This window comes from Deinococcus sp. KSM4-11 (assembly GCF_004801415.1).
Taxonomy (GTDB): domain Bacteria; phylum Deinococcota; class Deinococci; order Deinococcales; family Deinococcaceae; genus Deinococcus.
The window spans coordinates 618,068-643,529 of record NZ_SSNX01000001.1 but is presented as its reverse complement, the minus strand read 5'-3'; the positions used below and the strand labels follow the sequence as shown (position 1 = coordinate 643,529).

Sequence of the window (25,462 nt, the reverse complement as noted above, 5' to 3'; positions counted from 1 at the left end):
CAGCCTAACAAGCGTTAGGCCCGCCCACACCGGATCACAGGCCGAACACCGCGCGCTGCCCCGGCTGAACGAGATCGGCGTACTCACGGTGGTCCCGCATGAACGACGCCACGAAGGGACACATGGGCAGGACATGCACCCCCCGCGCGCGGATGTCGTCCAGGGCGAAGCGCACCAGGGTGCCGCCCAGGCCCTGCCCCTCGTGGCCCTCCTCGATCTCGGTGTGCGGCATCATGCGCGCTCCCGCCACGTCCTGATACTCGGCGTACCCGGCCACCCGTCCATCCACGCTGATCTCGTAGCGGTGCCGGGCTTCGTTGTCGCTGACCTTGACGTCGGAGGCAGTCATCCGGGCAGCTTAGCGGACGCCGTACAGCTCGGGCGTGAGCAGCGGCGCAATGGCGAGCGCCACGGCCTGCGACCACACCTGCGGCCGGGTGACCAGTCCCCGCGTGAAGGCCCCCACCGTCCCCACGCCCTTCTTAATATCCACGGTTCCCAGCAGGTCATCCATGACCGGCCCGAGCTCCCCGCCCGCCCGGAGGCGCCTTGCCACGTGCTCCGGGAGGAGCAGTTCCGCGCTGCGGGTTGTGTGAACTGGTTCGCCTGGCCGCGCCGCCGCGACGATGCCGAACAGCCACGCCCCCCGCCCCTCGAAGCGCACGCCGCCCTCCAGGCCCAGGCCCCATGACGCTCCCTCGACGCCGAGCGCCGCCCTGGCCCGCTGGACCGCCCCGCGCCGGGTCTGGGCCACGCCGAGCGGCTGGTCTGGAACGCCGCTGGCCGCCGCCACGCCACGCACCTCCAGTTCCGGGTACAGCGTGGTGAACACGTCCCGCACGGCGTTCACCTTCGCCGGGTTGGTGCTGCCGACAATGACCGTCACGCCGGGCCGGGCACCGGCAGGGTGCCGTACAGCCGCCGCAGCAGGGCCACCTGCCCCCAGTGGTAGGCGCTGTGGACGGCCAGATCTGCGAGGATCTCGCGGGCGCGCAGCGACGGATCTTCCGCGAGCACCTGCGCCTCGGCCAGGCCCGCCTGCAGGTCGCCGAGGCGTTCCTCGAACTCCGCGCGGGTCGGGGAGTGGTCCGGCCAGACGGACAGGGCGTCCGGCCACGTCTCGGCCCGTCCGCTCGCCAGATCGAGGCTGGCCCGCTGCGTGACCGACAGGTGGTAGATCAGTCCGGCCAGCGTGTACGGCACGCCCGGCGTCTTGCGGGCCGCCTCGTGCCAGTTCAGGCCGCTGAGCAGGTCAGCCACACTCCGGAACGACGTGCCGCCGAGTAAAGAGTGCTGGAGGAGATTCACGCCCGTCAGCTTAGTGCGGCCTTCCGCGTTCGATCGGCACTCCTGCTCCAGTCCGCAGGGGCTCCAACGACCGCTCCTCCACGCACCGCAGGTCAAGAAGCCCTCAAGGCCCCGTAACCGGAGCGTGAAGCGAACGTGCCCTCACCTACGGAATCCGGGCGTCACACTGGATACAGGCCTGACGGGGCGACCGCAGCCATTCGGCTGGCCGGCGCGTCCCATCAGCCTCAAGGACAGTCATGAACCCATCCAATCCGTCCACGACCCCGCCCTTACCGATCGAGATCCTGTTGGTCGAGGACAGCGAGGCGGACATCCTCCTCACCCAGGAGGCCTTCGCCGAGGCGGGGGTCTACAACCGTCTGCGCGTCGCCCGGGACGGCGTGGAAGCGCTTGAACTCCTGCGGGCTCCCGGCGGCGTGCGCCCGGACGTGATCCTGCTGGACATCAACATGCCCAGGATGAACGGGCTGGAAACGCTGGGGGAACTGAAGCGCGATCCCGGCCTCATGACCATTCCCGTGATCATGCTGACCACCAGTGCCGGCGAGGAAGACATCATGCGCTCGTACCAGGCGAATGCCGCCAGCTACGTGGTCAAACCCTTGGAGTTCGAGCGCTTCTACGCGGCTATCCAGGCACTTGGCCAGTACATGCTGAGCGTCGTACGGCTGCCCCCCCGGCAGGACGAGCGGTACTGATCCCTACGTCAGAGACTTTCTAAAACGGACTGACCAGGAGCGAACCGACCTGGAACCCTTCACCGCTCCGTTGGTCTCAGGTCTCGCTGACGAGTCCTTCCAGGAAGCAGATGGCTTCCAGGAACCGGTGGGCCTGGATACGCGCCGCACTGCGGGTCTGCCGCCACTCCAGCCGAATGCGGGCGATGCTCAGGGCGTCGCCGCCGGAACCAGCCAGCCGAGCGGCGCGCTGATCCAGCCCCGTAGCCTTCACCGCCAGCGTGTTGAACTGATCCTGGTGGCGGCGTGCACTCTCGAGGGTCGAGTCGAGCTGCTCACGGGCCTCGGCTTCCGCGAGATGGAGGTCATGCTGCGCGTGGAGCACGCCGGGCGAGGCGTCTCCGGCGTCGCCTGCCTGCCACTGCGCGTAGTTCAGGGTATGGCGGGCGCGCAGCACGTTCGGGTGCAGCGGCACGCCCAGTGAGAAGCGGGCACTGTCGAGGTCCGTCTCGACGTCCGGCAACACGAGGTCCGCGTCGGTCATGTCGATCAGGGGCGTGAAGGTCTCCAAGAAGGCGTCGGTCTGGGTGGACATCAGGCGGTTGTGGGCCAGCTGGCCATCCACGGCCTGACCGCCACGGGCCGCATTCTCCAGTTCCCGCACCGTGAGGCGCAGCACCTGGGCCTGGGCGACGGCCGCCGCCACCTGATCCGCGACCTCGATGCGCGCGTGATCGGACCTCAGGCGGGTCAGGCGGTCCTCGGTTTCCCAGCGCCGAACCTCGGCCAGGGTGGCCTGCACGTCCCATTCCGCCGCACGCTCCAGGCTCGACATGACCGTGCTGGCCCGGATCGCGGTGAGGCTGCGGGCCGCGATTTCCGAGTGCGCGCGGGCCAGCAGCAGCGGCAGGTCATGCGCCCGGCGGCCCCAGCGCACCGGCGGTGGCGTAGGCAGCGCTCCCTCGGCGGCCCCCTTGGCCGGCACAGGCACGGTCTCCGCGAAGCGTGCGAGGTCGACCGTGGTGACTTCCAGCCACTTGTCCGCGCGGCCGTCTCCGACGCGCTCGCGCATCTTCTCGTACACGTCCTGCAACACGGCGACCACGTCCCTCGGGCCGAGCGTCCGCACGGCGGGCCAGCCCCGGCGCTGAACGGCGCCCTGGATGATCAGCTGCGCCTCCTTGACGCCGAGTTCCTCGCTGAGGCGGCTGCGCAGCCAGTCGCGGTACGGATCGAGTCCGGCGCTCATGCGCGGCTCCCGCTGGCAAGCTGGGCATGCCGCTGCCGGGCACTCTCGTAGAGCATCAGGGCGGCGGCCGTGGCCACGTTCAGGCTGTCGGCCCCGCCGCCAGGATTCATGGGAATACTCACCGCACCGTCCTCGCGCCAGTCGTCGGGCAGGCCCTGGTGCTCGGTGCCCAGCAGCAGCGCCACCCGGCCGGTCAGGGGCATGTCCCAGTACGGGCGGGGGGCGTCCGGCGTGCAGGCGACCAGCGTGAAGCCGTGGCCGCGCAGCCACTCGAGGGCCGGAGCTTCCTCCCAGGCCACCACAGGAACCGTGAACACGCTGCCCTGGCTGGCCCGGATCACGTTCGGGCCGTAGGGGTCGGCCCCCCGGCCCAGGACGATCACACCGGCCGCGCCCGCCGCGTCGGCCGTGCGGACGATCGCCCCGACATTCCCCGGTTTCTCCAGGCCGTGCAGCACCACGACCACGGCGTCCTGCGCAGGCTCCGGCAGCGTCGGGGTCGGTGAGGCCGCCAGCCCCAGCACGCCGTCCGGGTGATCGCGTACGCTCACCTTCTCGAAGGCGGGCGCGGACAGGTGCGTGTGGCGGCCCGGAAGGCGCCCGGCCACGTCCGCCGCCTCCGGGGAGTACAGCGGCGGGCACAGGTACACGTCCTGCACGTCCAGGCCCGCGCCCACCGCGCGGTTCAGCTCCCGGGCGCCCTCGATCAGGATGACGTGGTCGCGCTCGCGCTCGCGCCGGGAGCGCAGGCGGACGAGCCGTTTGACCTGCGGGTTCTGCATGGAGGTGATGACGTCGGGGTGCTGCATTGCGGCCATTATGCCCGCCCAGCGCCGACCCCCCGGTCGGGGGAAGCGGCCGCCGCGCACAAGTGGGTCGCCCCGGCGCGGTGGGCGCGCTAGCGTGACGGCATGGCGCTCGCGTACCCTCCGTTCAAATCCTGCCCGTGTGGCAGTGGACGCAGTTACGCGCACTGCTGCGGCCCCGCCCACGACGGCTCACGTCCCGCCGCGAGCCCGGAGATCCTGATGCGCGCCCGCTACAGCGCCTACGCCCTGCGCAACGCGGCCTTCGTGCTGGACACCTGGCACCCGGACACCCGCCCTGCGCGCCTGCATCTGGAGGACGGCACGAAATACACGGGCCTGACGGTGCATTCGGCCGAGAACGAGGAGGTCGTGTTCACGGCGACGCTGCGCCAGAGCGGCGAGACCCTGCGTATCCACGAACGCAGCGCCTTCACGCGGCTGGCAGGCCGCTGGGTGTACGTGGACGAGATCATCCCCCCCACCGTGGACTGACCGCGACGTGCAACTCCCGGTGGTCGTGGCCCGTAGTGAGGGCATGACCACTCCAGGCCCGGCCCGAACCGTGAACATGCCCCGCGTGACTCTTCCCTCGCCAGGACGGCGCGTCTGGCTGGGCCTGCTGGCGCTGCTGGCGGTGGTGTGGGTGGTGTCGCAGGGCGTGAAGGTGATTCCAGCGGGCTTCGTGGGCGTCGTCTTCAGTTCCTTCAGCGGGGTGAAGCCCGATGTGCTGCAGGAGGGCATTCATTTCGTGGTGCCCTTCGTAGATCACGTGAACCTGTACGACGCGAGATTGCAGGAGGTCACGCTGGCCCACGATGCCCCGAACTCGACCGATGCCGAGGGCGCCATCCGTGCCCGCAGCAAGGAAGGGCTGGACATCACGGCGGACGTGACGGTCCAGTTCCGCATCGACCGGGCCAAGGCCGCGATCCTGCACAAGGAACTGGGGCGGAATTACCTGCAGACTGTGATCCGTCCCCAGGTGCGCAGCAAGGTGCGCGACGCGATCGGTCAGTTCAGCGCGGCGGACATCATCAGCACGCAGCGGCAGGCGGTCGAGGCGAGCATCACGACGGCCCTGCGGGAGGTCTTCACCCGCAACAACCTGATCCTCGACTCGGTGCTGCTGCGCGAGCTGAGAATCCCGGATTCCATCGCCAAGGCCATCGAGCAGAAGCAGGCGGCCGAGCAGCAGGTGGCGGTGGAACGCAACCGCCTGCAGCAGTCGAGCATCAGCGCGCAGCGGGCCGTGGTGGAAGCGCAGGGCGCGGCGAAGGCCGCCGTCGAACAGGCCAAGGGTGAAGCGCAGGCCCTCTCGCTGCGCGGCAAGGCGCTGCGCGAGAACCCTCAGTTGATCCAGCTGACGGTCGCCGAGAAGCTCGCCCCGACCATTCAGACCGTCATGCTGCCGTCCACCGGGAACTTCCTACTCGACCTGAAATCGCTGGGCAGCGTGACGGGCGCCGCGACCACGACGCCCGCCACCGACAAGACGGCCCCCTGAGCGTGATCTAGGATGCACGCATGATCGCGGTGCTGATCCTGATGGTGATCTTCGGCGGTATCGCCCTGATCACCTACGTCGACAACAGTACGAAGGCGCAGCGCCGGGCCCTGCCGTCAGCGGACACCGCTGTGGCCGCCCTGCCCGCACCGGAGGCCGTGCCCGCGGAGGGCGTGGAGACCTTGGTGCTGCGCCTGCCCGAACCGGCCCGCACCGCGGCGTGGACGCTGCTGTGTACGGTCGTGGATGCCCAGCAGCCCACCCAGTCGGATGCCCGCACCGCCTACCTGCTCTCGCAGACGAGGGACGCCTACCTGCCCGACACGCTGCGTGCCTACCTGGGGCTCACGGACGGCGCGCGGCGCACCCTGGCCGCGCAGGGCCAACCGGCCGACGTGCTGCTCACCGAACAACTCCGGTTGCTGGAGGATGGCGTCCGGGAGGCGCTGCGGCACGACCACGCCACGGCCGACCGACTGCTGACCCAGGGCCGGTTCCTGCGCGAACGCTTCGGGCCCGCGGAGCCGGGGCTGACCCTGCCGGGTACGGCTTCTTCCCTGGACTGAGGACACGCCCGCGCCCGCAGGGACTAGCCTGACGGGCATGGACACTCCGCTCACCAGCCGTTTTTCGACCGTCGCCTTTCTGGGCCTAGGGGCCATGGGCTTTCCGATGGCCGGTCACCTGGCCGCCCGCAGCCGCGAGACGGGCGGCCGCACGCTGGTCTGGAACCGCACGCCAGGCCGGGCCGAGGCCCATGCCGCGGAATTCGGCAGTGTGGCGGTGACCCTGCAGGAGGCGGCCGGGGCCGACCTGATCGTGTCGTGCCTGCCGACCAGTGCCGAGGTGGATGAGGTGCTGGACGCCGTCCTTGGGCAGCTGACCCCGGGCAGCGTGTGGGTGGACTGCACCAGCGGGCACCCGGACGCCGCGCCACGGCAGCGCGACCAGCTGCGGACAGCGGGCGTCCGCTTCGTGGACGCTCCGGTGAGCGGCGGCACGGCGGCCGCGAAGTCCGGCACGCTGACCGTCATGGTGGGCGGCCCGCAGGTGGAGGTGGAGGCCGTCCGGCCGCATCTGGCGTTCGCGGGCAAACTGGTGCGCGTGGGCGACACGGGCGCGGGCTTTGCCGTGAAGGCCGTGAACAATGCCCTGCTGGCCGTGAATCTGTGGGCGGCGGGCGAGGGCCTGGCCATCCTGGGCCTGCACGGCGTGCAGCTGGGCGCCGCGCTGGAGGTGATCAATGCCAGCAGCGGGCGCAGCAACACCACGGAGAACCTAATTCCGCAGCGGGTGCTGACCCGTGAGTTTCCCGCCACCTTCGGCCTGGGCCTGCTCGCCAAGGATGCCGGCATCGCGCTCGACATGGCCGAGACGGCCAGGGGGAGCGCCCCGGTGATCGCCCAGGTCACCGCCCTGTACCGCGCCGCCGCCCGCGTGATCGGGGCTCAGGAAGACCACACCGCCGCCCTGAAATTGATCGAGCAGATGAACGGGGTCGAACTGAAGTGAACCCGTCAGATCACGGGGTTCAGCTCAGGCCGTCTCGAACGGCACGTGCCCGCCCAGGGTGGTTCCGGTGCGGAACCAGTCGAGGAGCGCCGCCCGCGCTCCAGGGCGGAAGCCGTAGGTGAGCACGGCGGGAGCGTCGACCGTCAGAACCGCGTAGGGGTTGTAGAGGGCCAGGTGCAGATCGGGCGTGAGTCCCAGCAGGGCCGGATGGCGGTGGCGGCCGGTGGTGGCGAGCACCAGGGTGTGCCCGCTGCTCTCGGCCTCGTGGCGCAGGGCGGGCCAGTCGAGGTCGGCCGCCGTGTCGTAGGCGTACAGTGTGACGTCGTACAGCGTGCCGAGGTCGCGGGCGATGGTGTCGGCGTCCACACCGCGCTCGCTGACGTTCTCACGGTAGGCGTAGCGTTCGCAGACAAGCAGGATCCGGCTGTCCAGAGTGGGAGGGAGGGGATCGCGGTACACACTGAGGCCGCGTGCCCAGCCGAGGGCCATCAGCGCGGCATCGTCCTGCGGGTTCAGGGAGGGGTCGGCCAGGGCCGGCGCCTGCCGGGCCAGGGCCCGCAAGCGGTTGAGGCTGGCCTCGACGGCGTGCGGATCGAGTTCCCCGGCGAGGGCGGCGGCCATGGCGTCCAGGGTGGCCTCCTGCACCTCGCGCCGGCCCAGCGCCATGACCAGATCGGCTCCGGCCTTGAGGGCCAGCACGGCGGCCTCACCCCGGCCATAGTTGTCGTCGATGGCCTTCATGCCCATGGAATCCGTGACGATCACGCCGTCGTACCCCCAGTCCTCGCGCAGCAGGCCGGTGAGCACCGGGCGGGACAGCGTGGCAGGAAGCGTGGGGTCGAGCGCATCGAAGATGATGTGCGCGGTCATCACGGCGGGCGTGTGCGCCAGCAGCTCCCGGAAGGGAGCGAGTTCCAGTTCGTCCAGATCGGCGCGCGATTTTGTGACGCGCGGCAGCGAGTAGTGCGAGTCGAGGTGGGTGTCGCCGTGGCCCGGAAAGTGCTTCACGCAGGCCGCGACGTGCTCCTGCGCGTGTCCGTCCAGTGACGCGCGGCCATGCCGGGCCACCAGCGCCGGGTCACCCCCGAAGGCGCGCTCGCTGATCACGGGATTGGCGGGATCGACATTCACGTCCAGCACCGGCGTGAAGTTCCAGTTGATGCCAACAGAGCGCAGTTGCCGGGCCAGGGCCGCGTGCACCTCCTGCGTCAGCTCGGGATCGTCCGCCGCGCCCAGGGCCATGGCGCTCGGCGCGTACGGCCAGAAGTCCGGCCGTACGATGGCGCCCCCCTCATGGTCGAGGGCGATCAGGACGTCCTCGCCCAGCACGCTGCGCAGATCCGCGCACAGGGTTCGGAGCTGATCGGCCGTCTGCACGTTCTTGCCGAACAGGCACACAGCTTTCACGCCGTAGCGGCGCAGGTGCGCGGCGGTGTCGTCGTCGAGGGTCGGGCCGGGGATATCCACCATCGCCAGGGCACCGGGGAGCAGGGGGGCGGTCACCGGCCCAGCGTAGTCCAGGCGGCCGGTATCGGGTGGCCAGACAGGTGCGAACCAGCTCACTGTCATCACCACGGCGGGATGAGAGGGCCGGGCCAGACTTCTCAGGCACCTGCGCGGGCGGGACAGTACAGTTTGAGGGCATCATCCCAGCCTTCCCCTGTCACCTGTCCGGCCGAGCGTCATGGCCTGATCCACGATTCCCCAAGGAGTTCCCATGAAGCGTCCCAAGCCCTGGCTTCTCACCGCCGCCGTGATCGCCGCCAGCACCTCCGTCGCCAGCGCCCAGAAGACCACGCTGGAGTTCTGGACGATTTCGCTGGCTCCCCTGTTCAACGACGAGATGAACCGTCTGGTGACGGCCTTCCAGAAGGACAACCCGGACGTGGAACTCAAGTGGGTTGATGTGCCCGCCTCGGCCATGGAGCAGAAGCTGCTGGCCGCCGTCGCGTCGGGCCGGCCGCCCGCCGCCGTGAACCTGTCGTCGGACATGGCCGTGAAACTCGTCCAGCAGGGTGCGCTGGAACCCCTGACCCTGACGGACGCTCAGAAGAAGCTGTACTTCGCGTCCCCGCTCTCGACCTTCACCTTCGACAGCAAGGTCATGGGCGTGCCGTGGTACTGGGCGCCGAAGGTCGTGGCGTACAACACGGACATCTTCAAGAAGGCGGGGCTCGATCCGGCCAACCCGCCGCGCACCATCCAGACCCTGATCGCGGCGGCCCGGCAGATCAAGGACAAGACCGGCATGTACGGCTTCATGCCGAACATCAACGGCATCAACATGCTGTACGTCTTCCAGGAGGCCGGGCTGCCGATCTTCAGTAAGGATGGCGGCACGGCCGTGTTCAACGGCCCCGAGCACGTGAAGCTGCTGGAAACCTACGTGGAGCTGTACAAGAAGGGGTACATCCCGGAAGACACCATGCGCCGGGGCTTCGCCGCCGCGACCGAGCTGTACTCGTCGGGCAAGCTGGGCATGCTGATCACCGGGCCGCAGTTCATCCTGCGCGTGGCCAACGACAACCAGGCAATCTACGACGTGACCAGGGTGGCGCCCTACCCGATCAACATCGCGGGGAACGTGATCCACACGCCGCTGATGGGCTTCACGGTGCCCAAGGGCGTGAAGGACAAGGCCCTGGCGCAGAAGCTCGCGCTGTTCCTCACGAACGACCTGAACCAGCTGCAGTTCAGCCGCGTGACCAAGACCACCTTTCCCTCGACCGTGAAGGCCAGCACCGACAAATTCTTCAAGCAGGGCGGCCAGAGCGCCATCGACCAGGGCAAACTGGTGTCCAGCACGGAGCTCAAGAAGGCCCGCGACTTGACGCTGGTCTACCCGGACGCCAGCAAGCTGAACAAGGTGTTCAAGGACAACGTGGAGGCGGCCATGGCCGGTCAGAAGACGGCCAAGCAGGCGCTGGACGACATCGTGAAGGCCTGGAACGCCAGCCTCTGAAGCCGCGAACCAGCCAGGGGGCATTCGGCTCGGCCCGGATGCCCGTTCTTGTGCTGGCATCACCGCCCGGTCAGGAAGGACGTGCACCATGACTCGAATGAATCCGACTCCACTCCAGGCCGCGCTGGCGGCGGTGCTGGCCAGCGCCGCGCTCGTCGCGGGGGCCGCCGGTGCCACGCCGGTCACCCTGACGCCCACCGGCCAGGCCCGGGCCCAGGAACCGCGTGTGGCCCTGATTCCCACGCCGCGCCGGGCCACCTTCCCCAGCGGGAGCCTGCCGCTGACGGGGCTGGGCCTGAGGATCGTGGGCCGCGCCCCGGAACTGACGTGGGCCGCCCGTGACCTGAAGGCCGAATGGACGACCCGCCTGGGCGCCCCGCTTGCGGACGCTGCGCCCAGCGGCCCGGCGATCACCGTGGGCACCGTGGCCGACCCGGCCCTCGCCGCGAAGGCAAAGACGGCGGGCCTGGCCACCACGGTGGCCGAGGGTTACGCCCTGTGGGTGGACGCCAGCGGCGCGTGGGTGGTCGGCGCGGACGCCCGCGGAGCGTACGAGGGGATCCAGACTCTGCGGCAACTCCTGACCCCCACGGGCCTGCGGTACGCGCAGATCAGCGACTTCCCGGCGCTGAAAGACCGGATCGCCATGATCTACCTGGATCAGTTCAGCCAGCCCGTGAACGACCGGCTGATTCCCATGCTGGCTCAGCTGAAGTACTCGGGCGTGCTGATCATGAGTGATTACGTGCAGTGGGACACCGCGAAAGCCGGCGGGTACGCCCATCCGAGGGGCGCCACCAAGGCCGAGGCCCGCCGCGTGGCCGACCTGGCGCGCTCGTATGGCCTGGAGGTCATTCCGCTGGTCGAGACCCTCAGCCACGCCGGGTGGATGTTCTACGGCGGCAAGAACCTCGATCTGCGGCAGGACGAGGGCAGCCAGAGCCCGTGGGCCTACGACACCCTGAATCCCGCCACGTATGACCGGGTGGTGCTGCCGGTGCTCAAGGAGGCGGTGGAGCTGTTCCGCCCGCAGCGGCTGCACATCGGCCACGACGAACTTCGGAGCCGCGACCGCTTTCCGGCCCGCGACAACGGCAAGGCGGTGGGCCTGGAAACGCTGGTGGTGAACGACGTCGTGAAGCTCCACGACGCGCTGAAGGCACAGGGCGTGAGCACCATGCTGTGGCACGACACGGCCTTCGCGGACGCCGTGGTGGGCACCCTGCCGGCCCGGCTGCCCAAGGACATCCAGGTGGCGTACTGGAATTACACGGCGGGCACGGGCGTCGACATGCTCGGCAAAATCAAGGGGCTGGGCTTCCCGGTGTTGGGGGCCAGCTGGCTCGACGCCGGGAATCCCGAGGGCATGGCGAAGGCCAGCGTGGCCGCCGGCGTCCAGGGCATGATCCAGACCCGCTGGAACGGGTACTTCGGCAACCCGAGCATCTGGGACGGGCAGGCGGATCAGGGCGTGCCCTACGTACGGGCCGGGTCGGCCTTCTGGAATCCGGACGGGCCGACCGTGGCCGATCCGGTCAGCGCCTACCGTGACCTGTACCAGCCCCTCCCCTACCGCGCCGCGCCGGGCGCGACCGTGAACCTCGCGCCGCTGGTCACCCGGTCGCTCACGGACGCCGACAACAAGGGCTGGATCCTCAAAGGCCCGGACATCGACCTCTCGGCCCTGAAGCTGGGCGTGGCGCGCCTGGGCGCCTACACTTTCGACGTGCAGGGCGCCGTGATGCTACGCGGTTCCCGCCCGGCCGCGAAAGACCTGCCGGATCGCGCGACCATCGACCTGAACCGCCGCGCCGACGCCCTGGCCTTCCTGCACACGACCGGCTGGCCCGGCGCGCTGGCCCGCGAGGTGATCGGCCACTATGAGATCGCGTACGCGGACGGCACGACCCTGAGCGTGCCGCTGGAGTACGGCCGGAACATCCGCGCTTGGACGGACACCGTCACGTCCTCGATGGTTCCCGCGCCGGGCTTCACCGGTCAGACGCGGGACGGTCTGGCCGTGAACGTGCCCGTGCTCGAGTGGCCGAACCCGAAACCCGACAGCGTGATCCGTTCGGTGACGCTGGTCAGCGACGGCAAGAACGCGAATCCCACCCTGATCGGGCTGACCGTGATCGGCGACCGGCCCTGAGCGGCGGCATCTTCACAGGTCGTCCAGCGGGCCTGCGACCTTGACACCCCCCCGGACGGCCCCTACCCTGAACGCACGTTTGTTTACGTTTGACACCCCCCGGCCCCACCCCGTCCTGCTCCATGCAGGCGGGCGGGCGTCCCGGTCGGGTGTGGAGGCCCTATGAAGAAATTTCTGATCACTGCCCTGCTTGCCACCCTCCCCGCCGCCTCGGCCGCCGGCACCCTGGTGTTCGGCGCGAACGGCGATCCGGTCAGCCTGGAATCCGGGAACATCACCGACGGCATCTCGATCCTAGTGCAACGCCAGATCTACGACACGCTGGTGGACTTCAAGGACGGCACCACGGATCTCAAGCCGGGCCTGGCGACCTCCTGGAAGGCGAACGCCGACAACACCGCGTGGACCTTCACCCTACGCAAGGGCGTGCAGTTCACCGACGGCACACCCATGAACGCCGACGCGATCGTGTTCAACTTGAACCGCTGGTGGGACAAGGCCGATCCGTACGGCTTCCGTGACCAGGGCCGCACCTACGAGATCGTGGGCGACCTGCTCGGCGGCTACAAGGGCGACGCCTCGGCCGTGATCAAGGGCATCGTGAAGGTCAACGACACCACGGTGCGCGTGGATCTGAACAAGCCCTCCTCGGTGCTCCCCAACGTGCTCGCTGCCGGGTACTTCGGCATCGCCAGCCCCGCGGCCATCAAAAAGGACGGCGCGAAGTACGGCACGCCCGCCAGCACCCCGGTCGGCACCGGCCCCTTCGTGTTCCAGAGCTGGCAGACCGGCGACCGCGTGACCCTCAAGGCCAATCCGGACTACTGGGGCACCAAGGCGCGCGTCGACACGGTCGTCATCCGCTCCATCAAGGACGCGTCCCAGCGCCTGAACGAGCTGAAGGCCGGCACCATCGATTTCGCCAACGACTTCACGCCGGACGCCCTGAAGAGCATCCAGGCCGATAAGAACCTGGTGGCCGTGAAGCGCCCGAGCTTCAACGTGGGCTTCGTGTCCATGAACAACCGCAACCAGTACCTCAAAAACGACAAGGTGCGTCAGGCGATCGCCATGGCCATCAACAAGAAGGCCATCGTGGACGCCTTCTGGAACGGGCTCGGCACCAGCAGCGCCTCATTCCTGCCGCCCGTCATGGCCTGGGCGAACTCCAGCAAGGTGCCCGCCGACTACACCTATGACCCGGCCGCCGCCAAGAAGCTGCTGGCCGACGCGGGCTACGCGAACGGCTTTTCGATCGACCTGTGGTACATGCCGGTCAGCCGCCCGTACTTCCCCACGCCCAAGCCCATTGCCGAGGCGATCGCCGCCGACCTGAGCGGCGTCGGGATCAAGGTGAACCTCAAGACCGAGGACTGGGCCAAGTACCTGGACGACCGCAACAAGGAACCCGGCTTCGACATGTACATGATCGGCTGGACCGGCGACTACGGCGATCCGGACAACTTCTACGGCGCGTACTACGGCGCGAACGCCAGCGACGACATCAACTGGGCGCCCGCGAACCTCGTCTCGCTGCTCGAGAAGGGCCGGGCCGCGACCTCGCAGGCAGACAAGGCCAAGGTCTACGCACAGATCCACGAGATCACCTACAACGCCGCGTACCGTGTGCCCGTCGTGCACTCCTCACCGCTGGCCGCCGCGCGCGTCTACGTGAAGGGCTGGGTGCCGAGCCCGCTGGGCAGCGAGTCCTTCAACACCATCACCCTGCTCGGCAAGAAGTAAACCGGCCGCTCGGGAGGGCAGATCCACTCGGGGTCTGCCCCCCCTTTTCTGTGGTCGGGCGCGGTGGCGACAGCGCGGTGATCGCCCGCCCCACGCCCCCTCACCACCTGATCCTTCCGGGGGTTTCCTTTGGGCACTTACCTGATCCGCCGCCTGCTGCGGACTGCGCTGGTCATGCTGGGCATCAGCCTGGTCGTGTTCGTCTTCGTGCGTTCGATCCCCGGCGACCCGGCCACCGTGATGCTGGGCGAGCGTGGCACGCCGGAGGCCGCCGCCCGTCTGCGTGAACAGCTCGGCCTGAACAAGCCGTGGTTCTTCAATCCGGCAAATCCCCTCGACGCCCAGTACCCGAAGTACGTCAATGCCCTGCTGCACGGCGACCTGGGCTCGGGCCTCAAGAGCAACATCCCGGTGCGGGACGAGCTGCGCGCCCGGTTTCCCGCCACGGCGGAACTGAGCCTGTCGGCACTGATCTTCGCGCTGGCCGTCGGGCTGCCAGCTGGGGTGATCGCGGCCCTGCGGCGCAACTCCTTCTGGGACAACGTGGCCACCACCATCAGCCTGGTGGGCGTGAGCATGCCGGTGTTCTGGCTGGGCCTGCTGCTCTCGTACTTCTTCGCGGTGAAACTCGGGTGGCTGCCGCCGAGCGCCCGCATCGGGAACGAATCGACCCTCAGACCGATTTCCGGCCTGTACCTGCTGGACTCGATCCTGCGCGGCGACGGGCGCTCCTTCTGGGACGTACTGCGGCACCTGATCCTGCCCGCCATCGCGCTGGGCAGCATTCCCCTGGCAATCATCGCGCGGATCACCCGGTCGAGCCTGCTGGACGTGCTCGGCCAGGACTACGTGCGCACCGCCAAGGCCAAGGGGCTCGCCCCGAACCGCGTGACCCTCAAGCACGCGCTGCGCAACGCCCTGCTGCCGGTGGTGACCGTGATCGGCCTGCAGGCCGGGGCGCTGCTGGGCGGGGCGGTGCTGACCGAGACGATCTTCTCCTGGCCGGGAATCGGCTCGTGGGTGTACGACGCGATCAGTCAGCGAGATTACCCGGTCATCCAGGGCGGGGTGATCTTCGCCGCGCTGGTCGTGAGCGTCGTGAACCTGCTCGTGGATCTCAGCTACGCGGCCCTCGACCCCCGCATTCAGTACAGGTGAGCACATGACGGCACTCACTCCACCCACCACCGCGCCCGTGAAGCGGCAGGAGAGCATCTTCTGGCGGCGCTTCCGCCGCAGCGGTCCCGGCCGGGCGGGCGCGGTCATCGTGGCCCTGTTCGTCCTGCTGGCCGTGTTCGCGCAGGTCATCAAACCCTACGACCCCACCACGGATCGCAACTACCGCCTGAACCTCAAGCCGCCCAGCATCCTCGGCCTGTGGGACAAGGACGTCGCGGACGTGTACCGCGATCCGGCCAGCGGCACGTTCAACGCGTGGGCGTACCCCTTTGGCACGGACAACCTGGGCCGCAACGTGTATGCCCGCACGCTGCACGGCACCCGCATCTCGCTGAAGGTCGGCGTGGTCAGCACGGTGCTGGCCCTGGTGATCGGCTCGCTGCTGGGCGTCCTGGCGGGCTTCTTCGGCGGCTGGTTCGACAACGTCATGGGGTACATCACCGACGTGATGCTCGCCTTCCCCGGCATCCTGCTCGCCATCGGCTTTGCCAGCATCTTCAGCACCGACAACCCACCGCTGCTGATCGCCGGTCTCGACCGCCTGTTCGCGCTGAACAGTCCGCAACTGGTAACCGCCATGCTGGCCGTGTCGCTGGTGCAGGTGCCGGTGTACATGCGCCTCGCTCGGGCGGTCGTGCTCTCGCTGCGCGAGCGGGAATTCGTGCAGGCCGCCGGGGCACTGGGTGCCTCCCAGACGCGCACCATCTTCCGGCATATCCTCCCGAACTCGCTGTCGCCGCTGATCGTGCAGGGCGCCCTGAGCATCGCCACGGCGACCATCGAGGTCGCGGCCCTGGGCTTCCTGGGGATCGGCGCCCAGCCACCTCTGCCGGAATGGGGCACCATGATCAGCGATTCCCGCCAGTACTACGTGGACGCGCCGTGGACGATGGTCTTCCCCGGACTGGCGATCTTCCTGTCGGTGCTCGGCTTCAATCTGCTCGGCGACGGCCTGCGGGACGTGCTCGACCCGCGAAGCACCCAGTAGGACAATCGGGCAACGGGCGGCGGCAGAACATGGGCCGCTGCCCGTTCGCCTTGGGTCAGCCGAAGGCGGGCAACAACGTCGTCAGCTCGTCCACGTGAAAGCGCTGCCCGGTCGCGTGCGCCAGTTGCCGACCCAGACGCTGCGCGGGGAGTCTGGACAGATCCATCACGGTGCCGGCCGCTGAGCGCTGCTGGGCGCGGCCCGTCAGATCCACCAGCGTGTGGTAGGGCTGCAGCAGTCCGGTGGGCAGGCTGCCGCCCGTCAGGACGACGAGGTCGGCGCGTTCGGCCAGCGTGGCCACGGAGGGATCACGGCGGCTCATCGGGTAGGAACGCACGCCGGCCGGCAGGTGGCGGGCCGCACCCTCGGCTTCCGGGGTGGTCTCGGCCACCACGCCTATGTCCGTGAAGCCCAGGCGGGTCAGCGGCAGGGCCAGCGCCAGATCCCGCGCAGCCAGACCGACCAGCAGGGCGCTCGCTCCGCGCGTGGCGTAGCCGCTCGCCTCGATGGTGTCGGTCAGGGCGTCGGCCAGGGCGAAGGTGCCGTGAACGCCGCCAGCGAAGGCGATGGCATCGACCCGGCCCGCCCGCACGGCCACGGGATCCGCCTGCGTGAGCGGCAACAGGGCCGCCTCCATGGACGGGTGCACCAGGGCTCCAGTGAAGCGCAGGGTACGGCACGCGCTCAGGGCACCGTCCAGGTCATCGGTGGGGACGGTGATCGCCACGAGCCCCAGGTCGCGCAGGGCGCGGGCGGCGGCGCTGGCATGGCCGATCAGGGCGAGGGGCGAGTCGGGCGCAGGCATCGCTGAGAAGTGTAGCGCCGCGCCACCCACCGGCCGCGCTGACGGTCAATCAACCGCGGGGCCGCGCGATCCGTGGGTCCGGCAACGGCGCAGCCCCACGCTCAGTACGGCGCTGGCCAGGGCGGGGAGTCCGGCAGGCTGGCGGGTGAGGAGACCGAGGGCCAGCACGGCGGCGGCCCCGGCCCGCGCCCGCCGCAGATCCGTGGGCCGCACCGTCCGGGGCGCACGGTCGCACGCGCTTTCGACGGCTTCCGGTCGGATAAGGGCCGGCGTGACCGCCAGGGCCGCGATTAGGGGCAGCAGCGCCCACCGGCCGGAGGGTTCCCGAACCCGGCCGGGCACCAGCAGGGCTGCCAGTGGGAGGGCCGACGGCAGGTCATGGGTCACGACCACGGACGCGACGGCAGGCATCAGAGCGGCCACCCCACTGCCCGCGCGAGCGCTCAAGACGGCCTGAACCAGCATGCCAAGGTGATCGGTTTGGGTCGGCCGCTCGCCGGTCGTGTCGGCCAGCAGCCGCAAGGCGCTCAGCACGCCGAAACCGGCCAGGGTGCTGCTGGAACGGGAGGGGCCGAACACAAACGCGAGCGGCATCGCCAGATTCGCGGTCATGGGGTGATCGGGATCGAGTTCACGCGCCATCGCCCACGTGAGGAAGCACATTCCAGAGCGCTCCAGGGCCGATGGCCAGCTGTGGCCCTGACGCCGGGAAAGCAGCAGGGCGGCGAGTGAAACCAGTGCGGCCACCCGGTTCGACGGGTACCTCAGATCGAGAGGGCGGGCCAGGGCGGAACGCGGAATGGACGTCATGGAGCACGCTACCGCTCGCTGTCCGATCCGGGCGCCGCCCTCAAGGGAGCGTGAACGTGCGGGCCTTCAGGTGGTGTAGTCCGCGTTGATGCTGACGTACTCGGCACTCAGGTCGCAGCCCCAGGCCTCGCCGTGGGCCTCGCCTACCCCCAGATGCACGTCGAACACGACCTCGTCGGCCTTCATGCTCTCGCTGACGGCCGCGTCCTCGTAGGGCAGGGGGCGGCCCGCGAAGACTGGCTGGCTCTGCACGCTGACCTTCATGCGCTCGACGTCCACGCCTGCGCCGCTGCGCCCGACGGCCATGATCACGCGGCCCCAGTTGGGATCGTTGCCATGCACGGCACTCTTCAGCAGCGGGCTCACGCAGCAGGTGCGGGCCGCCTGGAGCGCCTCCGCTTCCGTCCGGGCCCCCGTGACACGCACCGTGAGGAGCTTGGTCGCGCCCTCGCCGTCGGCGGCGATCTGCCGGGCAAGGTCGCGCATGACACCCTCCAGCGCCTTGAGGAACACAGGAGGATCGACGTGTCCCGCCTCGCCGTTTGCCAGGACGATTGCCATGTCGTTGGTGCTGGTGTCGCCGTCCACCGTGACCGCGTTGAAGGTGCGGGCCACGATGCCGGGGAAGGCGGCGCGCAGAGCGGTCTGTCCGACCTCGGCGTCGGTGAATGCGAAGGCGAACATGGTGGCCATGTCCGGGTGGATCATGCCGCTGCCCTTGGCGGTGCCCACGATCCGCGCTCCGCCGGGCAGGGTCGCCTGCGCGAGCTTCACGCGGGTGTCCGTGGTCATGATGGCGTGCGCGAAGTCCTCCGCGCCCGTGCCCAGCTCGTCCGGCAGGTGTTCGATGCCGCTCAGCACCCGATCCATGGGCAGCAGGTGCCCGATGATGCCGGTGCTGGCGGTCAGCACCTGTTCGGCGGGCATGTTCAGCACGCTGCCGTAGGCGTCGGCCATGTCCTCGTTGTCGTTCGCGCCTCGGGCGCCGGTGGCGGCATTCGCGTTCCCGGCGTTCACCAGCAGGCCCCGCACGGCCCGACCGCCCGCGTACAGGTCACGGTTGCGGGTCACGCAGGCGGCGGCCGTGGTCGAGCGGGTGCCCGCAAAGGCCCAGGTGCAGGGGGTGGCCGACACGACTCCGCTCAGATCCGTCTTGCCGCTGGGTTTGATGCCCGCGGCCATGACCGCCGCCTGGAAGCCCTGAGGAAGGGAAAGGGTGCTCATGCAGGGAGTCTAGCGGGGTGACCCACCACATGGCTCATGGCCGGCACCCATATTGACTGCCCTTGTGATCCCGTTCAGAACACACGCGGGTTCGGTGGCGTCTCCAGGGTGGACTCGAAGCTGGTCTCGTCGGCCCAGACTTTCATATGGGTCAGGCGGGCACTGCCGAAGGTGGTCGTGAAGGCCACGTCCGAGGCGTCGCGGCCCTGCGCGATCAGCACCCGGCCCACGCGGGGTTTGTTGTGCCGGGCGTCGAAGGTGCGCCACTGGCCGTCCAGAAAGGCCTCGAACCACGCGTGGAAATCCATGGGCACAGGATCCGGCACGATGTCGATGTCCGGCATGTACCCGCACACGTACCGCGCAGGGATGTTCAGCGAGCGGCAGAAGGCGACGCCCATATGCGCGAAGTCCCGGCACACCGCCCGCTTGCTGTCAAAGGCCTGCTTGGCCGTGGTGGTGGAGTTGCTGCCGTAGCCGTAACTGCATTCCGAGTACAGGAAGTCGCTCACGGCCTGCACCTGTGCCCACCCGCCCTGAATGTGCCCGAAGCGATCCCAGGCCTCGGCACTCACGAGGTCGCTGTCGACGTAGCGGCTGGGCAGCAGGTACCCGATGGTCTCGTCTGGGAGTTCCTCGACGGGCATCTTGCGCAGGGTGTGCAGTTGCGGATCGGGGTACCGCGTGATCTCCGCAATCAGATCGTGTCCGAGCGTGAAGGTGCCGGGCTGGGCCAGGACGCGCCAGATCACGTTGCCGTGCACGTCGGTATACGTGTGGATGCCCTCGGCCGAGCCGAGCGGCCGCTGGTCGATGATGCGCTGACGCGTTCCGGTGGCGTCCAGCCGGTTCTTGGGTTGCACGACAAACAGCATCGGGGTGGGGTGGGGCACCTCGAAGGTGAGGGAAAACCCCGCGCGGACACGAACGGGGTTGTCGATGGCGCCAGCATGGTCAGGATCGGCGGAGAGAGACTCGGGTGGTGCCATACGCCTTAGTGTGACGCTTCTGGCCGCCTTCGCGGGTGTGAGGTCTACTCCAGGCGGCATTCACGTTCCCGTGCGCTGCGGCGTTGGCCTTGACGCTACGCTCCTGGTATGAACCGACTGGCCCAGGAATCCAGCCCGTACCTGCTGCAGCATGCCGGGAACCCGGTGGACTGGTATCCATGGGGGCCCGAAGCCTTCGCCGAGGCGCGGCGGCGGGACGTGCCCGTGCTGCTCTCGGTGGGGTATTCCACCTGTCACTGGTGCCATGTGATGGCGCACGAAAGTTTCGAGGATGCCGGCACGGCCGCCGTCATGAACGCGCAGTTCGTGAACGTCAAGGTAGACCGCGAGGAGCGCCCGGACGTGGACGCCGTGTACATGGCCGCCACCCAGGCCACGACCGGGCAGGGCGGCTGGCCCATGACCGTGTTCCTGACGGCGGACGCCGAACCCTTCTACGCGGGCACGTATTTTCCGCCCCGTGATGGCCACGGTCTGCCCAGCTTCCAGCGGGTGCTGGCCTCGGTGGGCCGCGCGTGGCAGGAGGAGCGCGACCAGCTGCTGGGCAGCGCCCAGACCCTGAGTGCCCACATCCGCGAGGCCAGCCGTCCCACAGTCGGTTCGGGTGCTCTGCCGGACGACGCCCCGGCACGCGCCGTTGCCAACCTGCGCCGCGCGTACGACGGAGCGCTTGGCGGATTCGGCCGCGCTCCGAAGTTTCCGGCGCCGACGACCCTGGACTTCCTGCTGACCCGCCCGGATGGCCGGGATATGGCCGTGGGCACGTTGCGGGCCATGCTCGCGGGCGGCCTCCACGATCAGCTGGGGGGCGGCTTTCACCGGTACTCGGTGGACGACCGTTGGCGCGTGCCGCACTTCGAGAAGATGCTGTACGACAACGCGCAGCTCACGCGTACCCTGCTGGTCGCGTGGCAATACACCGGTGACGACGCCTTCGCACGTGCGGCCCGCTCCACCCTGCACTCCCTCATCCGAGAGATGCGCGATCCGGCCGGCGGTCTGTATTCCGCCCAGGACGCCGATACGCAGGGCGTGGAGGGACTGACCTTCACGTGGACGCCGGAGGAGGTGCGCGCCGTGATCCCGGAGGACTCGGACGCCGAGCTGGTGATGGCGCACCTGGGCATCACCGCTGCGGGGGATTTCCTCGATCCACACCGTCCGGAATATGGACGCCGGAGCGTGCCGCATGTGGCCCAGTCCATCGCCACCCTCGCCACAGCCACGGGCACCCCAGGGGCGGAACTGGCGACCCGGCTGGACGCCCTGAAGACCCGTCTGCTGGCCGCGCGCACGGTCCGTCCCCAGCCCGGGACCGACACCAAAGTGCTCGCCTCGTGGAATGGCCTGGCCCTGGCCGCCTTTGCCGACGCGGCCCGCCTCCTTCAGGACGACACGCTGCTGGACATCGCGCGGGAGATCGCTGCCTTCCTGCACGGTCAGCTGCGCCGGCCCGACGGCACCCTGCACCACACTTGGGCGAACGGCACGGCGCGGGTCGAGGGCCTGCTGGAAGACCATGCCCTGGTCGGACTCGGCCTGGTCGCCCTGTTCCAGGCGGACGGGGATCTGGCGCACCTGCAGTGGGCCAGGGAATTATGGGCAGTGATCGAGCGGGACTTCTGGAACGACGACTCCGGCGTGTTCATGGCGTCTGGAGGGCGGGCCGAGACGCTGCTGGCCAGGCAGGCGCCGGGTTTCGATTCCGCCGTGATCAGCGACAATGCCGCCGCCGCATTGCTGGCCCTGTGGATGGACCGGTACTTCTCCGTGCCGGGCGCGGAGGACAAGGCGCGGCGCACCGTGAACGCGTTCGGGTCGGACATGCTGGCCGCCACGGGCGGCTTTGGCGGGCTGTGGCAGGCGGCAGCGTTCCTGAACGCCCCGCACGCCGAGGTGGCGATCATCGGCACGCGGGACGAGCGCCGGACACTGGAAGAGGTGGCCGCGACCGTTGCCCTCCCCTTCACGGCCCTGACTTTCAGCGGGCCGGGCGGTGAGTTGCCGGTGCTGGAGGGCCGCCCTGGGGACGGTCAGGGGTACGTCTGCCGGAACCGCACGTGCGACCTCCCCACGCGGGATCCAGTCACGTTCCGGGCACAGCTGGAAGGACTTCAGCGCGCGCTGGGCACTCTGGATTGAGCTGACTCAGGACGGTGGCCGGATCCGTTCGGTCACGCCGTCTGGGGCCGCCACGAAGGCGTGCGTGGCCATCCCGAGAAAGAAGCCGGTCTCGACGACGCCCAGTGTGCCCTTGAGCTGCCGTTCCAGCTGCGCCGGGTCGAACTGGGCGGGCAGCTGGGCATCGTAGATGTAGTTGCCGTTGTCGGTTACATAGGGCTGTGCGCCCGGCTGGCGCAGGCGACCGCCGGGCAGCAGACCACGCAGCCGCTCGATGGTGCTCAGGAACCCGAAGCGGGCGATCTCGATGGGCAGCGGGGCCTTCTGGCCCAGGTGGGTCACGGTCTTGGTGTGGTCGGCGACGATGACCAGCTGCCGGGCCTGCACCTCGGTGAGTTTCTCGCGCAGCAGCGCGCCGCCCAGGCCCTTGATCAGGTTCAACTGGGAGTCGATCTCGTCCGCGCCGTCGATGGCGATGTCCAGGGGGCGGGGATCGAGCGCCTCGACGGCCAGGCCCACGCTGCGGGCCAGGGTGTCGCTCGCCTCGCTGGTCGCCACGCCCACGATGCCCGTGAGCTCCCCGGCCTGAACGCGGCGGCCGAGTTCCTCGATGGCGTATTTCGCGGTGCTGCCGGTGCCCAGGCCGACGCGCATGCCGCTGTGCACGAGGGCACACGCGCGGATCGCGGCCTCCTGTTTCAGCGCCTCCAGACCGTTGTGTTCAGGCACGGCGGGCCCGATCCCGGTCGATGGCGTCGGCCACCGCGTCGGCGTGGCCGTCGACCTTCACGGCCAGCCAGGCTTTCACCAGACGTCCATCCGGATCCACCAGGAAGGTCTGACGCTTGATGCCCTCGGTGACCTTACCGTACATGTTCTTCTCGCCATACGCGCCGATGGATTTCAGGTAGGTGGCGTGTTCGTCGACCAGCAGCGGAAAGGGCAGGCTGAACTTCTCGGCGAAGTCGGCATGACTTCCGGCGTCGTCGGCGCTGATGCCCAGGATCGCGGCCCCGTGGGACTTGAGCAGGGCGTTGTCGCGGAAATCGCAGGCTTCCTTGGTGCAGCCGGGCGTGTCGTCCTTCGGGTAGGCGTACAGCACCACGTAGCGTCCATGCAGGCCGGACAGCGTGTGCGTCTGGCCCTGCGCGTCCGGCAGCGAGAACTCGGGAAAGGGCTTGCCGGCCGTGGGGGTAATCGTGGACTCGGTCATGCCCCCAGGCTAACGCACACCACGCGCCGGTAACGTTTCTAAACGCCTACCTCGGCTAGTTCGGCCGTGCATCTTTAGGTGGTTGAGCGTTCTCAAGTTGCGGTGCGTATGCTGAGGGGCGTGAAGCTCGCGCCCTACATCGACCACACCCTCCTGAAAGCGACGGCTACCCGCGCCGAGATCGAGCAGCTCTGCGCCGAGGCGCGCGAGCACGGCTTCTACGCCGTGTGCCTGAACCCCGTGTACATTCCGCTGGCGGTGCAGGCCCTGGCGGGCAGTGACGTGAAGATCGCGACGGTCTGCGGGTTTCCGCTGGGGGCCGTGGGTTCCGAGCAGAAGGCCGTCGAGGCCCGCCTGAGCGCCGAGGCGGGCGCGGACGAGGTCGACATGGTGATCCACATCGGGGCGGCCCTTGCGGGCGACTGGGATACCGTGCAGGCCGACGTTCGGGCCGTCCGCAAGGCCATTCCGGACCGGGTGCTGAAGGTGATCATCGAGACGTGTTACCTGAACGACGAGCAGAAGCGTGGCGCGACCGAGGCGGCCGTGCAGGGCGGCGCGGACTTCGTGAAGACCAGCACCGGCTTCGGCACGGGCGGGGCCACGCTGGACGACGTGCGCCTGATGCGTGAGGTCATCGCGGGCCGCGCGCAGATCAAGGCGGCGGGCGGCGTCCGCACCCCGGACGACGCGCGGGCCATGATCGAGGCCGGTGCGACCCGCCTGGGCACCTCGGGCGGCGTGGCGCTGGTGGCCGGCGACCGAACGGGCGAGGGGTACTGATGTCGGGTGGGAGCGCGGGCACCCGCAGCGGGGTGCCGGAGGTGGTGCTGGCCTCCGGCAGTCCCCGGCGCCGGGAGCTGCTGGGCCTGCTCGGCGTGGCCTTCCGCGTGCAGGTGAGCGGCGAACCCGAGGACAGCGCCACGTCCGAACCCTACGCGCTGGCGGGTGAGCTCGCGCTCCTGAAGGCGAGGGCTGTGGCCCAGAGCGCCCAGGGCGCGGTGGTGATCGGCTCCGACACCGTGGTCGCCCTGGAGGGGTCGTTGCTGGGCAAACCGGCCGACGCGGCCGAGAACGCCTCGTTCCTGCGCACGCTGTCGGGCCGCACCCATCAGGTCTACACCGGGGTGGCCGTGGTGCATGGCCGCCAGGAGCAGGTCGAGGTGGCCCGCGCCGACGTGAACTTCCGCGCCCTGAGCGACGCCGAAATCGCGTACTACGCCGCGTCCGGCGAGGGCCTCGATAAGGCCGGTGGCTACGGCATCCAGGCGCTGGGCATGGCGCTGGTCGAGCGGATCGAGGGGGAATACAGCACTGTCGTCGGCTTTCCGCTCTCGGTCGTCATACGCGCGCTCCGCACGGCGGGCGTGCCGGTGTGGAATGAAGGTCCTGGGATCGAGGTTCATCCGGCGTGAACTGGCGGCGGCTCCTGCTCGTGTATGCGCTCCTGTTCGCCGTGAGCATGGTCGCCACGCGGTTTCAGGTGGTCGCGCCGGCCGCGCTGCGGTCCACGACCGTGCCCATCACCCGCATCAGCGTGACCGTGGCCGACAACCTGCGCCACGCCTACGATTCACTCGTGCACGAGCGCACCCTGGCCCACGACAATGCCAACCTCCGCAAACAGAATGACGTGCTGCGGCAGCGCAATGAACTCCTGTCGCGCGAGGCGGCGCGCCTCAAGCAGCTGGACGTGATCACACGCACCCAGGCCCCGAACGCGGTGGGCATCGCGCAGGTGGTGGCTGTGTCGCCCAGTCCGCTGATGGCGCGGCTGACCCTGAACCTCGGCCGGAACGCCGGGGTGCGCGTCCGCATGCCCGTCACGGTGCCCGGCGGGCTGATCGGTCAGGTGACCGACGTGGCCGACACACAGTCCACGGTGGTGGCGCTGGTCGATCCCGAGAGCAGCGTGGGCGTGAGCCTCGACGGCAACAAGGGGGGGCGCGGTCTGGCACAGGGCCTTCCCCCGGACCGCATGCGCGCCGAGTTCTCGAGGTCCGTGCCGATCAAGGTCGGCGACGTGCTGGTCACAAACAGCCTGGGCGGCGTGTTCCCGGTGGGCATCCGGGTGGGGACGGTTGAGAAGGTGCTGCCGCTCGGCCCGAACGACCTCAACCGCGTGGTGATCGTCAAACCGTCCGTGGATGTCGGTGTGGTCGAGGACGTCACCATCCTGGAGGGCCTGTGACC

The 25,462-nt window shown here is 69.3% G+C and carries 26 protein-coding genes; 14 read left to right on the top strand and 12 right to left on the bottom strand.

Features of this window, described 5'->3' with window-relative positions:
* Positions 1–34 precede the first annotated feature (34 nt).
* The 3 genes from E7T09_RS03150 to E7T09_RS03140 are packed head-to-tail and all read right to left on the bottom strand — an operon-like array spanning position 35 to position 1,308.
* Entirely contained in the window at positions 35–349 is a 315-nt protein-coding gene (locus tag E7T09_RS03150; RefSeq protein ID WP_136387659.1) for a GNAT family N-acetyltransferase, read from the bottom strand.
* A 9-nt stretch (positions 350–358) separates the two neighbouring features.
* A complete protein-coding gene (gene yjjX, locus E7T09_RS03145; protein ID WP_136387658.1) occupies positions 359–886 on the bottom strand; it encodes an inosine/xanthosine triphosphatase in 528 nt (175 codons plus the stop codon).
* On the bottom strand, positions 883–1,308 hold the full coding sequence (locus tag E7T09_RS03140; protein WP_136387657.1) for a DinB family protein: 426 nt from the start codon (positions 1,306–1,308) through the stop codon (positions 883–885). The genes yjjX and E7T09_RS03140 overlap by 4 nt, the downstream gene beginning before the upstream one ends.
* A gap of 239 nt (positions 1,309–1,547) precedes the next feature.
* Between E7T09_RS03140 and E7T09_RS03135 the strand changes: the two genes are divergently transcribed.
* On the top strand, positions 1,548–2,009 hold the full coding sequence (locus tag E7T09_RS03135; RefSeq protein ID WP_136387656.1) for a response regulator: 462 nt from the start codon (positions 1,548–1,550) through the stop codon (positions 2,007–2,009).
* A gap of 76 nt (positions 2,010–2,085) precedes the next feature.
* Here the strand turns inward: E7T09_RS03135 and E7T09_RS03130 are convergent, their stop codons facing one another.
* Positions 2,086–3,237, bottom strand: a complete 1,152-nt coding sequence (locus tag E7T09_RS03130) for a hypothetical protein (RefSeq protein ID WP_136387655.1) — start codon at positions 3,235–3,237, stop codon at positions 2,086–2,088.
* A complete protein-coding gene (locus E7T09_RS03125) occupies positions 3,234–4,046 on the bottom strand; it encodes an RNA methyltransferase (protein WP_136387654.1) in 813 nt (270 codons plus the stop codon). The genes E7T09_RS03130 and E7T09_RS03125 overlap by 4 nt, the downstream gene beginning before the upstream one ends.
* A gap of 102 nt (positions 4,047–4,148) precedes the next feature.
* Between E7T09_RS03125 and E7T09_RS03120 the strand changes: the two genes are divergently transcribed.
* Genes E7T09_RS03120 through E7T09_RS03105 form a run of 4 tightly spaced genes read left to right on the top strand, consistent with a single transcriptional unit; the run spans position 4,149 to position 7,062 of the window.
* Positions 4,149–4,538, top strand: coding sequence for a YchJ family protein (locus tag E7T09_RS03120; protein WP_136387653.1), 390 nt, complete (start codon positions 4,149–4,151; stop codon positions 4,536–4,538).
* A 43-nt stretch (positions 4,539–4,581) separates the two neighbouring features.
* Positions 4,582–5,550: a prohibitin family protein gene (locus E7T09_RS03115; RefSeq protein WP_136387652.1), complete on the top strand. Its 969-nt coding sequence runs from the start codon at positions 4,582–4,584 to the stop codon at positions 5,548–5,550.
* A 20-nt stretch (positions 5,551–5,570) separates the two neighbouring features.
* The gene (locus E7T09_RS03110) at positions 5,571–6,116 is read left to right on the top strand and encodes a hypothetical protein (RefSeq protein WP_136387651.1); all 546 of its coding nucleotides are present in this window, start codon (positions 5,571–5,573) and stop codon (positions 6,114–6,116) included.
* A 37-nt stretch (positions 6,117–6,153) separates the two neighbouring features.
* Positions 6,154–7,062, top strand: a complete 909-nt coding sequence (locus tag E7T09_RS03105; RefSeq protein WP_136387650.1) for an NAD(P)-dependent oxidoreductase — start codon at positions 6,154–6,156, stop codon at positions 7,060–7,062.
* Positions 7,063–7,086: 24 nt separating this feature from the next.
* Here the strand turns inward: E7T09_RS03105 and E7T09_RS03100 are convergent, their stop codons facing one another.
* Positions 7,087–8,565, bottom strand: coding sequence for a glycoside hydrolase family 3 protein (locus E7T09_RS03100; RefSeq protein ID WP_240741590.1), 1,479 nt, complete (start codon positions 8,563–8,565; stop codon positions 7,087–7,089).
* Between the two features lie 214 nt (positions 8,566–8,779).
* Between E7T09_RS03100 and E7T09_RS03095 the strand changes: the two genes are divergently transcribed.
* From E7T09_RS03095 to E7T09_RS03075, 5 genes are all read left to right on the top strand, one after another.
* Complete coding sequence (locus E7T09_RS03095; RefSeq protein ID WP_136387649.1) at positions 8,780–10,024, top strand: sugar ABC transporter substrate-binding protein; 1,245 nt, start codon at positions 8,780–8,782, stop codon at positions 10,022–10,024.
* Between the two features lie 97 nt (positions 10,025–10,121).
* Positions 10,122–12,176 (top strand): beta-N-acetylhexosaminidase, encoded by a 2,055-nt coding sequence (locus E7T09_RS03090; RefSeq protein WP_136387648.1) that lies wholly within the window; start codon positions 10,122–10,124, stop codon positions 12,174–12,176.
* Positions 12,177–12,338: 162 nt separating this feature from the next.
* Complete coding sequence (locus E7T09_RS03085) at positions 12,339–13,919, top strand: ABC transporter substrate-binding protein (protein ID WP_136387647.1); 1,581 nt, start codon at positions 12,339–12,341, stop codon at positions 13,917–13,919.
* Positions 13,920–14,048: 129 nt separating this feature from the next.
* Entirely contained in the window at positions 14,049–15,077 is a 1,029-nt protein-coding gene (locus E7T09_RS03080) for an ABC transporter permease (protein WP_136387646.1), read from the top strand.
* A 4-nt stretch (positions 15,078–15,081) separates the two neighbouring features.
* Positions 15,082–16,086 (top strand): ABC transporter permease, encoded by a 1,005-nt coding sequence (locus E7T09_RS03075; protein WP_136387645.1) that lies wholly within the window; start codon positions 15,082–15,084, stop codon positions 16,084–16,086.
* A gap of 55 nt (positions 16,087–16,141) precedes the next feature.
* Here the strand turns inward: E7T09_RS03075 and E7T09_RS03070 are convergent, their stop codons facing one another.
* The 4 genes from E7T09_RS03070 to E7T09_RS03055 all read right to left on the bottom strand — a co-directional run bounded on the left by E7T09_RS03070 (position 16,142) and on the right by E7T09_RS03055 (position 19,914).
* Positions 16,142–16,891, bottom strand: coding sequence for a shikimate dehydrogenase (locus E7T09_RS03070; protein WP_136387644.1), 750 nt, complete (start codon positions 16,889–16,891; stop codon positions 16,142–16,144).
* A 45-nt stretch (positions 16,892–16,936) separates the two neighbouring features.
* Positions 16,937–17,701 carry a hypothetical protein gene (locus E7T09_RS03065; protein ID WP_136387643.1) on the bottom strand — a complete coding sequence of 255 codons (765 nt, stop codon included), beginning with the start codon at positions 17,699–17,701 and terminating at the stop codon, positions 16,937–16,939.
* Positions 17,702–17,767: 66 nt separating this feature from the next.
* Positions 17,768–18,925, bottom strand: a complete 1,158-nt coding sequence (gene argJ / locus E7T09_RS03060) for a bifunctional glutamate N-acetyltransferase/amino-acid acetyltransferase ArgJ (protein ID WP_136387642.1) — start codon at positions 18,923–18,925, stop codon at positions 17,768–17,770.
* Positions 18,926–18,999: 74 nt separating this feature from the next.
* On the bottom strand, positions 19,000–19,914 hold the full coding sequence (locus tag E7T09_RS03055; RefSeq protein WP_136387641.1) for a transglutaminase family protein: 915 nt from the start codon (positions 19,912–19,914) through the stop codon (positions 19,000–19,002).
* Between the two features lie 108 nt (positions 19,915–20,022).
* Here E7T09_RS03055 and E7T09_RS03050 point away from each other — a divergent pair, with 108 nt between their 5' ends.
* A complete protein-coding gene (locus tag E7T09_RS03050) occupies positions 20,023–22,077 on the top strand; it encodes a thioredoxin domain-containing protein (RefSeq protein WP_136387640.1) in 2,055 nt (684 codons plus the stop codon).
* Between the two features lie 6 nt (positions 22,078–22,083).
* On the opposite strand, the gene rpiA is transcribed toward E7T09_RS03050, so the two are convergent.
* A complete protein-coding gene (gene rpiA, locus E7T09_RS03045) occupies positions 22,084–22,785 on the bottom strand; it encodes a ribose 5-phosphate isomerase A (RefSeq protein WP_168734671.1) in 702 nt (233 codons plus the stop codon).
* A complete protein-coding gene (locus E7T09_RS03040; protein ID WP_136387639.1) occupies positions 22,778–23,269 on the bottom strand; it encodes a peroxiredoxin in 492 nt (163 codons plus the stop codon). The genes rpiA and E7T09_RS03040 overlap by 8 nt, the downstream gene beginning before the upstream one ends.
* Positions 23,270–23,389: 120 nt before the next feature.
* Between E7T09_RS03040 and deoC the strand changes: the two genes are divergently transcribed.
* The 3 genes from deoC to mreC are packed head-to-tail and all read left to right on the top strand — an operon-like array spanning position 23,390 to position 25,460.
* Complete coding sequence (deoC, locus tag E7T09_RS03035; RefSeq protein ID WP_136387638.1) at positions 23,390–24,052, top strand: deoxyribose-phosphate aldolase; 663 nt, start codon at positions 23,390–23,392, stop codon at positions 24,050–24,052.
* Positions 24,052–24,684, top strand: coding sequence for a Maf family nucleotide pyrophosphatase (locus E7T09_RS03030; RefSeq protein WP_136387637.1), 633 nt, complete (start codon positions 24,052–24,054; stop codon positions 24,682–24,684). Before deoC ends, E7T09_RS03030 begins: the two co-directional genes overlap by 1 nt.
* Positions 24,681–25,460: a rod shape-determining protein MreC gene (gene mreC, locus E7T09_RS03025; protein WP_240741589.1), complete on the top strand. Its 780-nt coding sequence runs from the start codon at positions 24,681–24,683 to the stop codon at positions 25,458–25,460. The genes E7T09_RS03030 and mreC overlap by 4 nt, the downstream gene beginning before the upstream one ends.
* Positions 25,461–25,462: the final 2 nt, after the last annotated feature.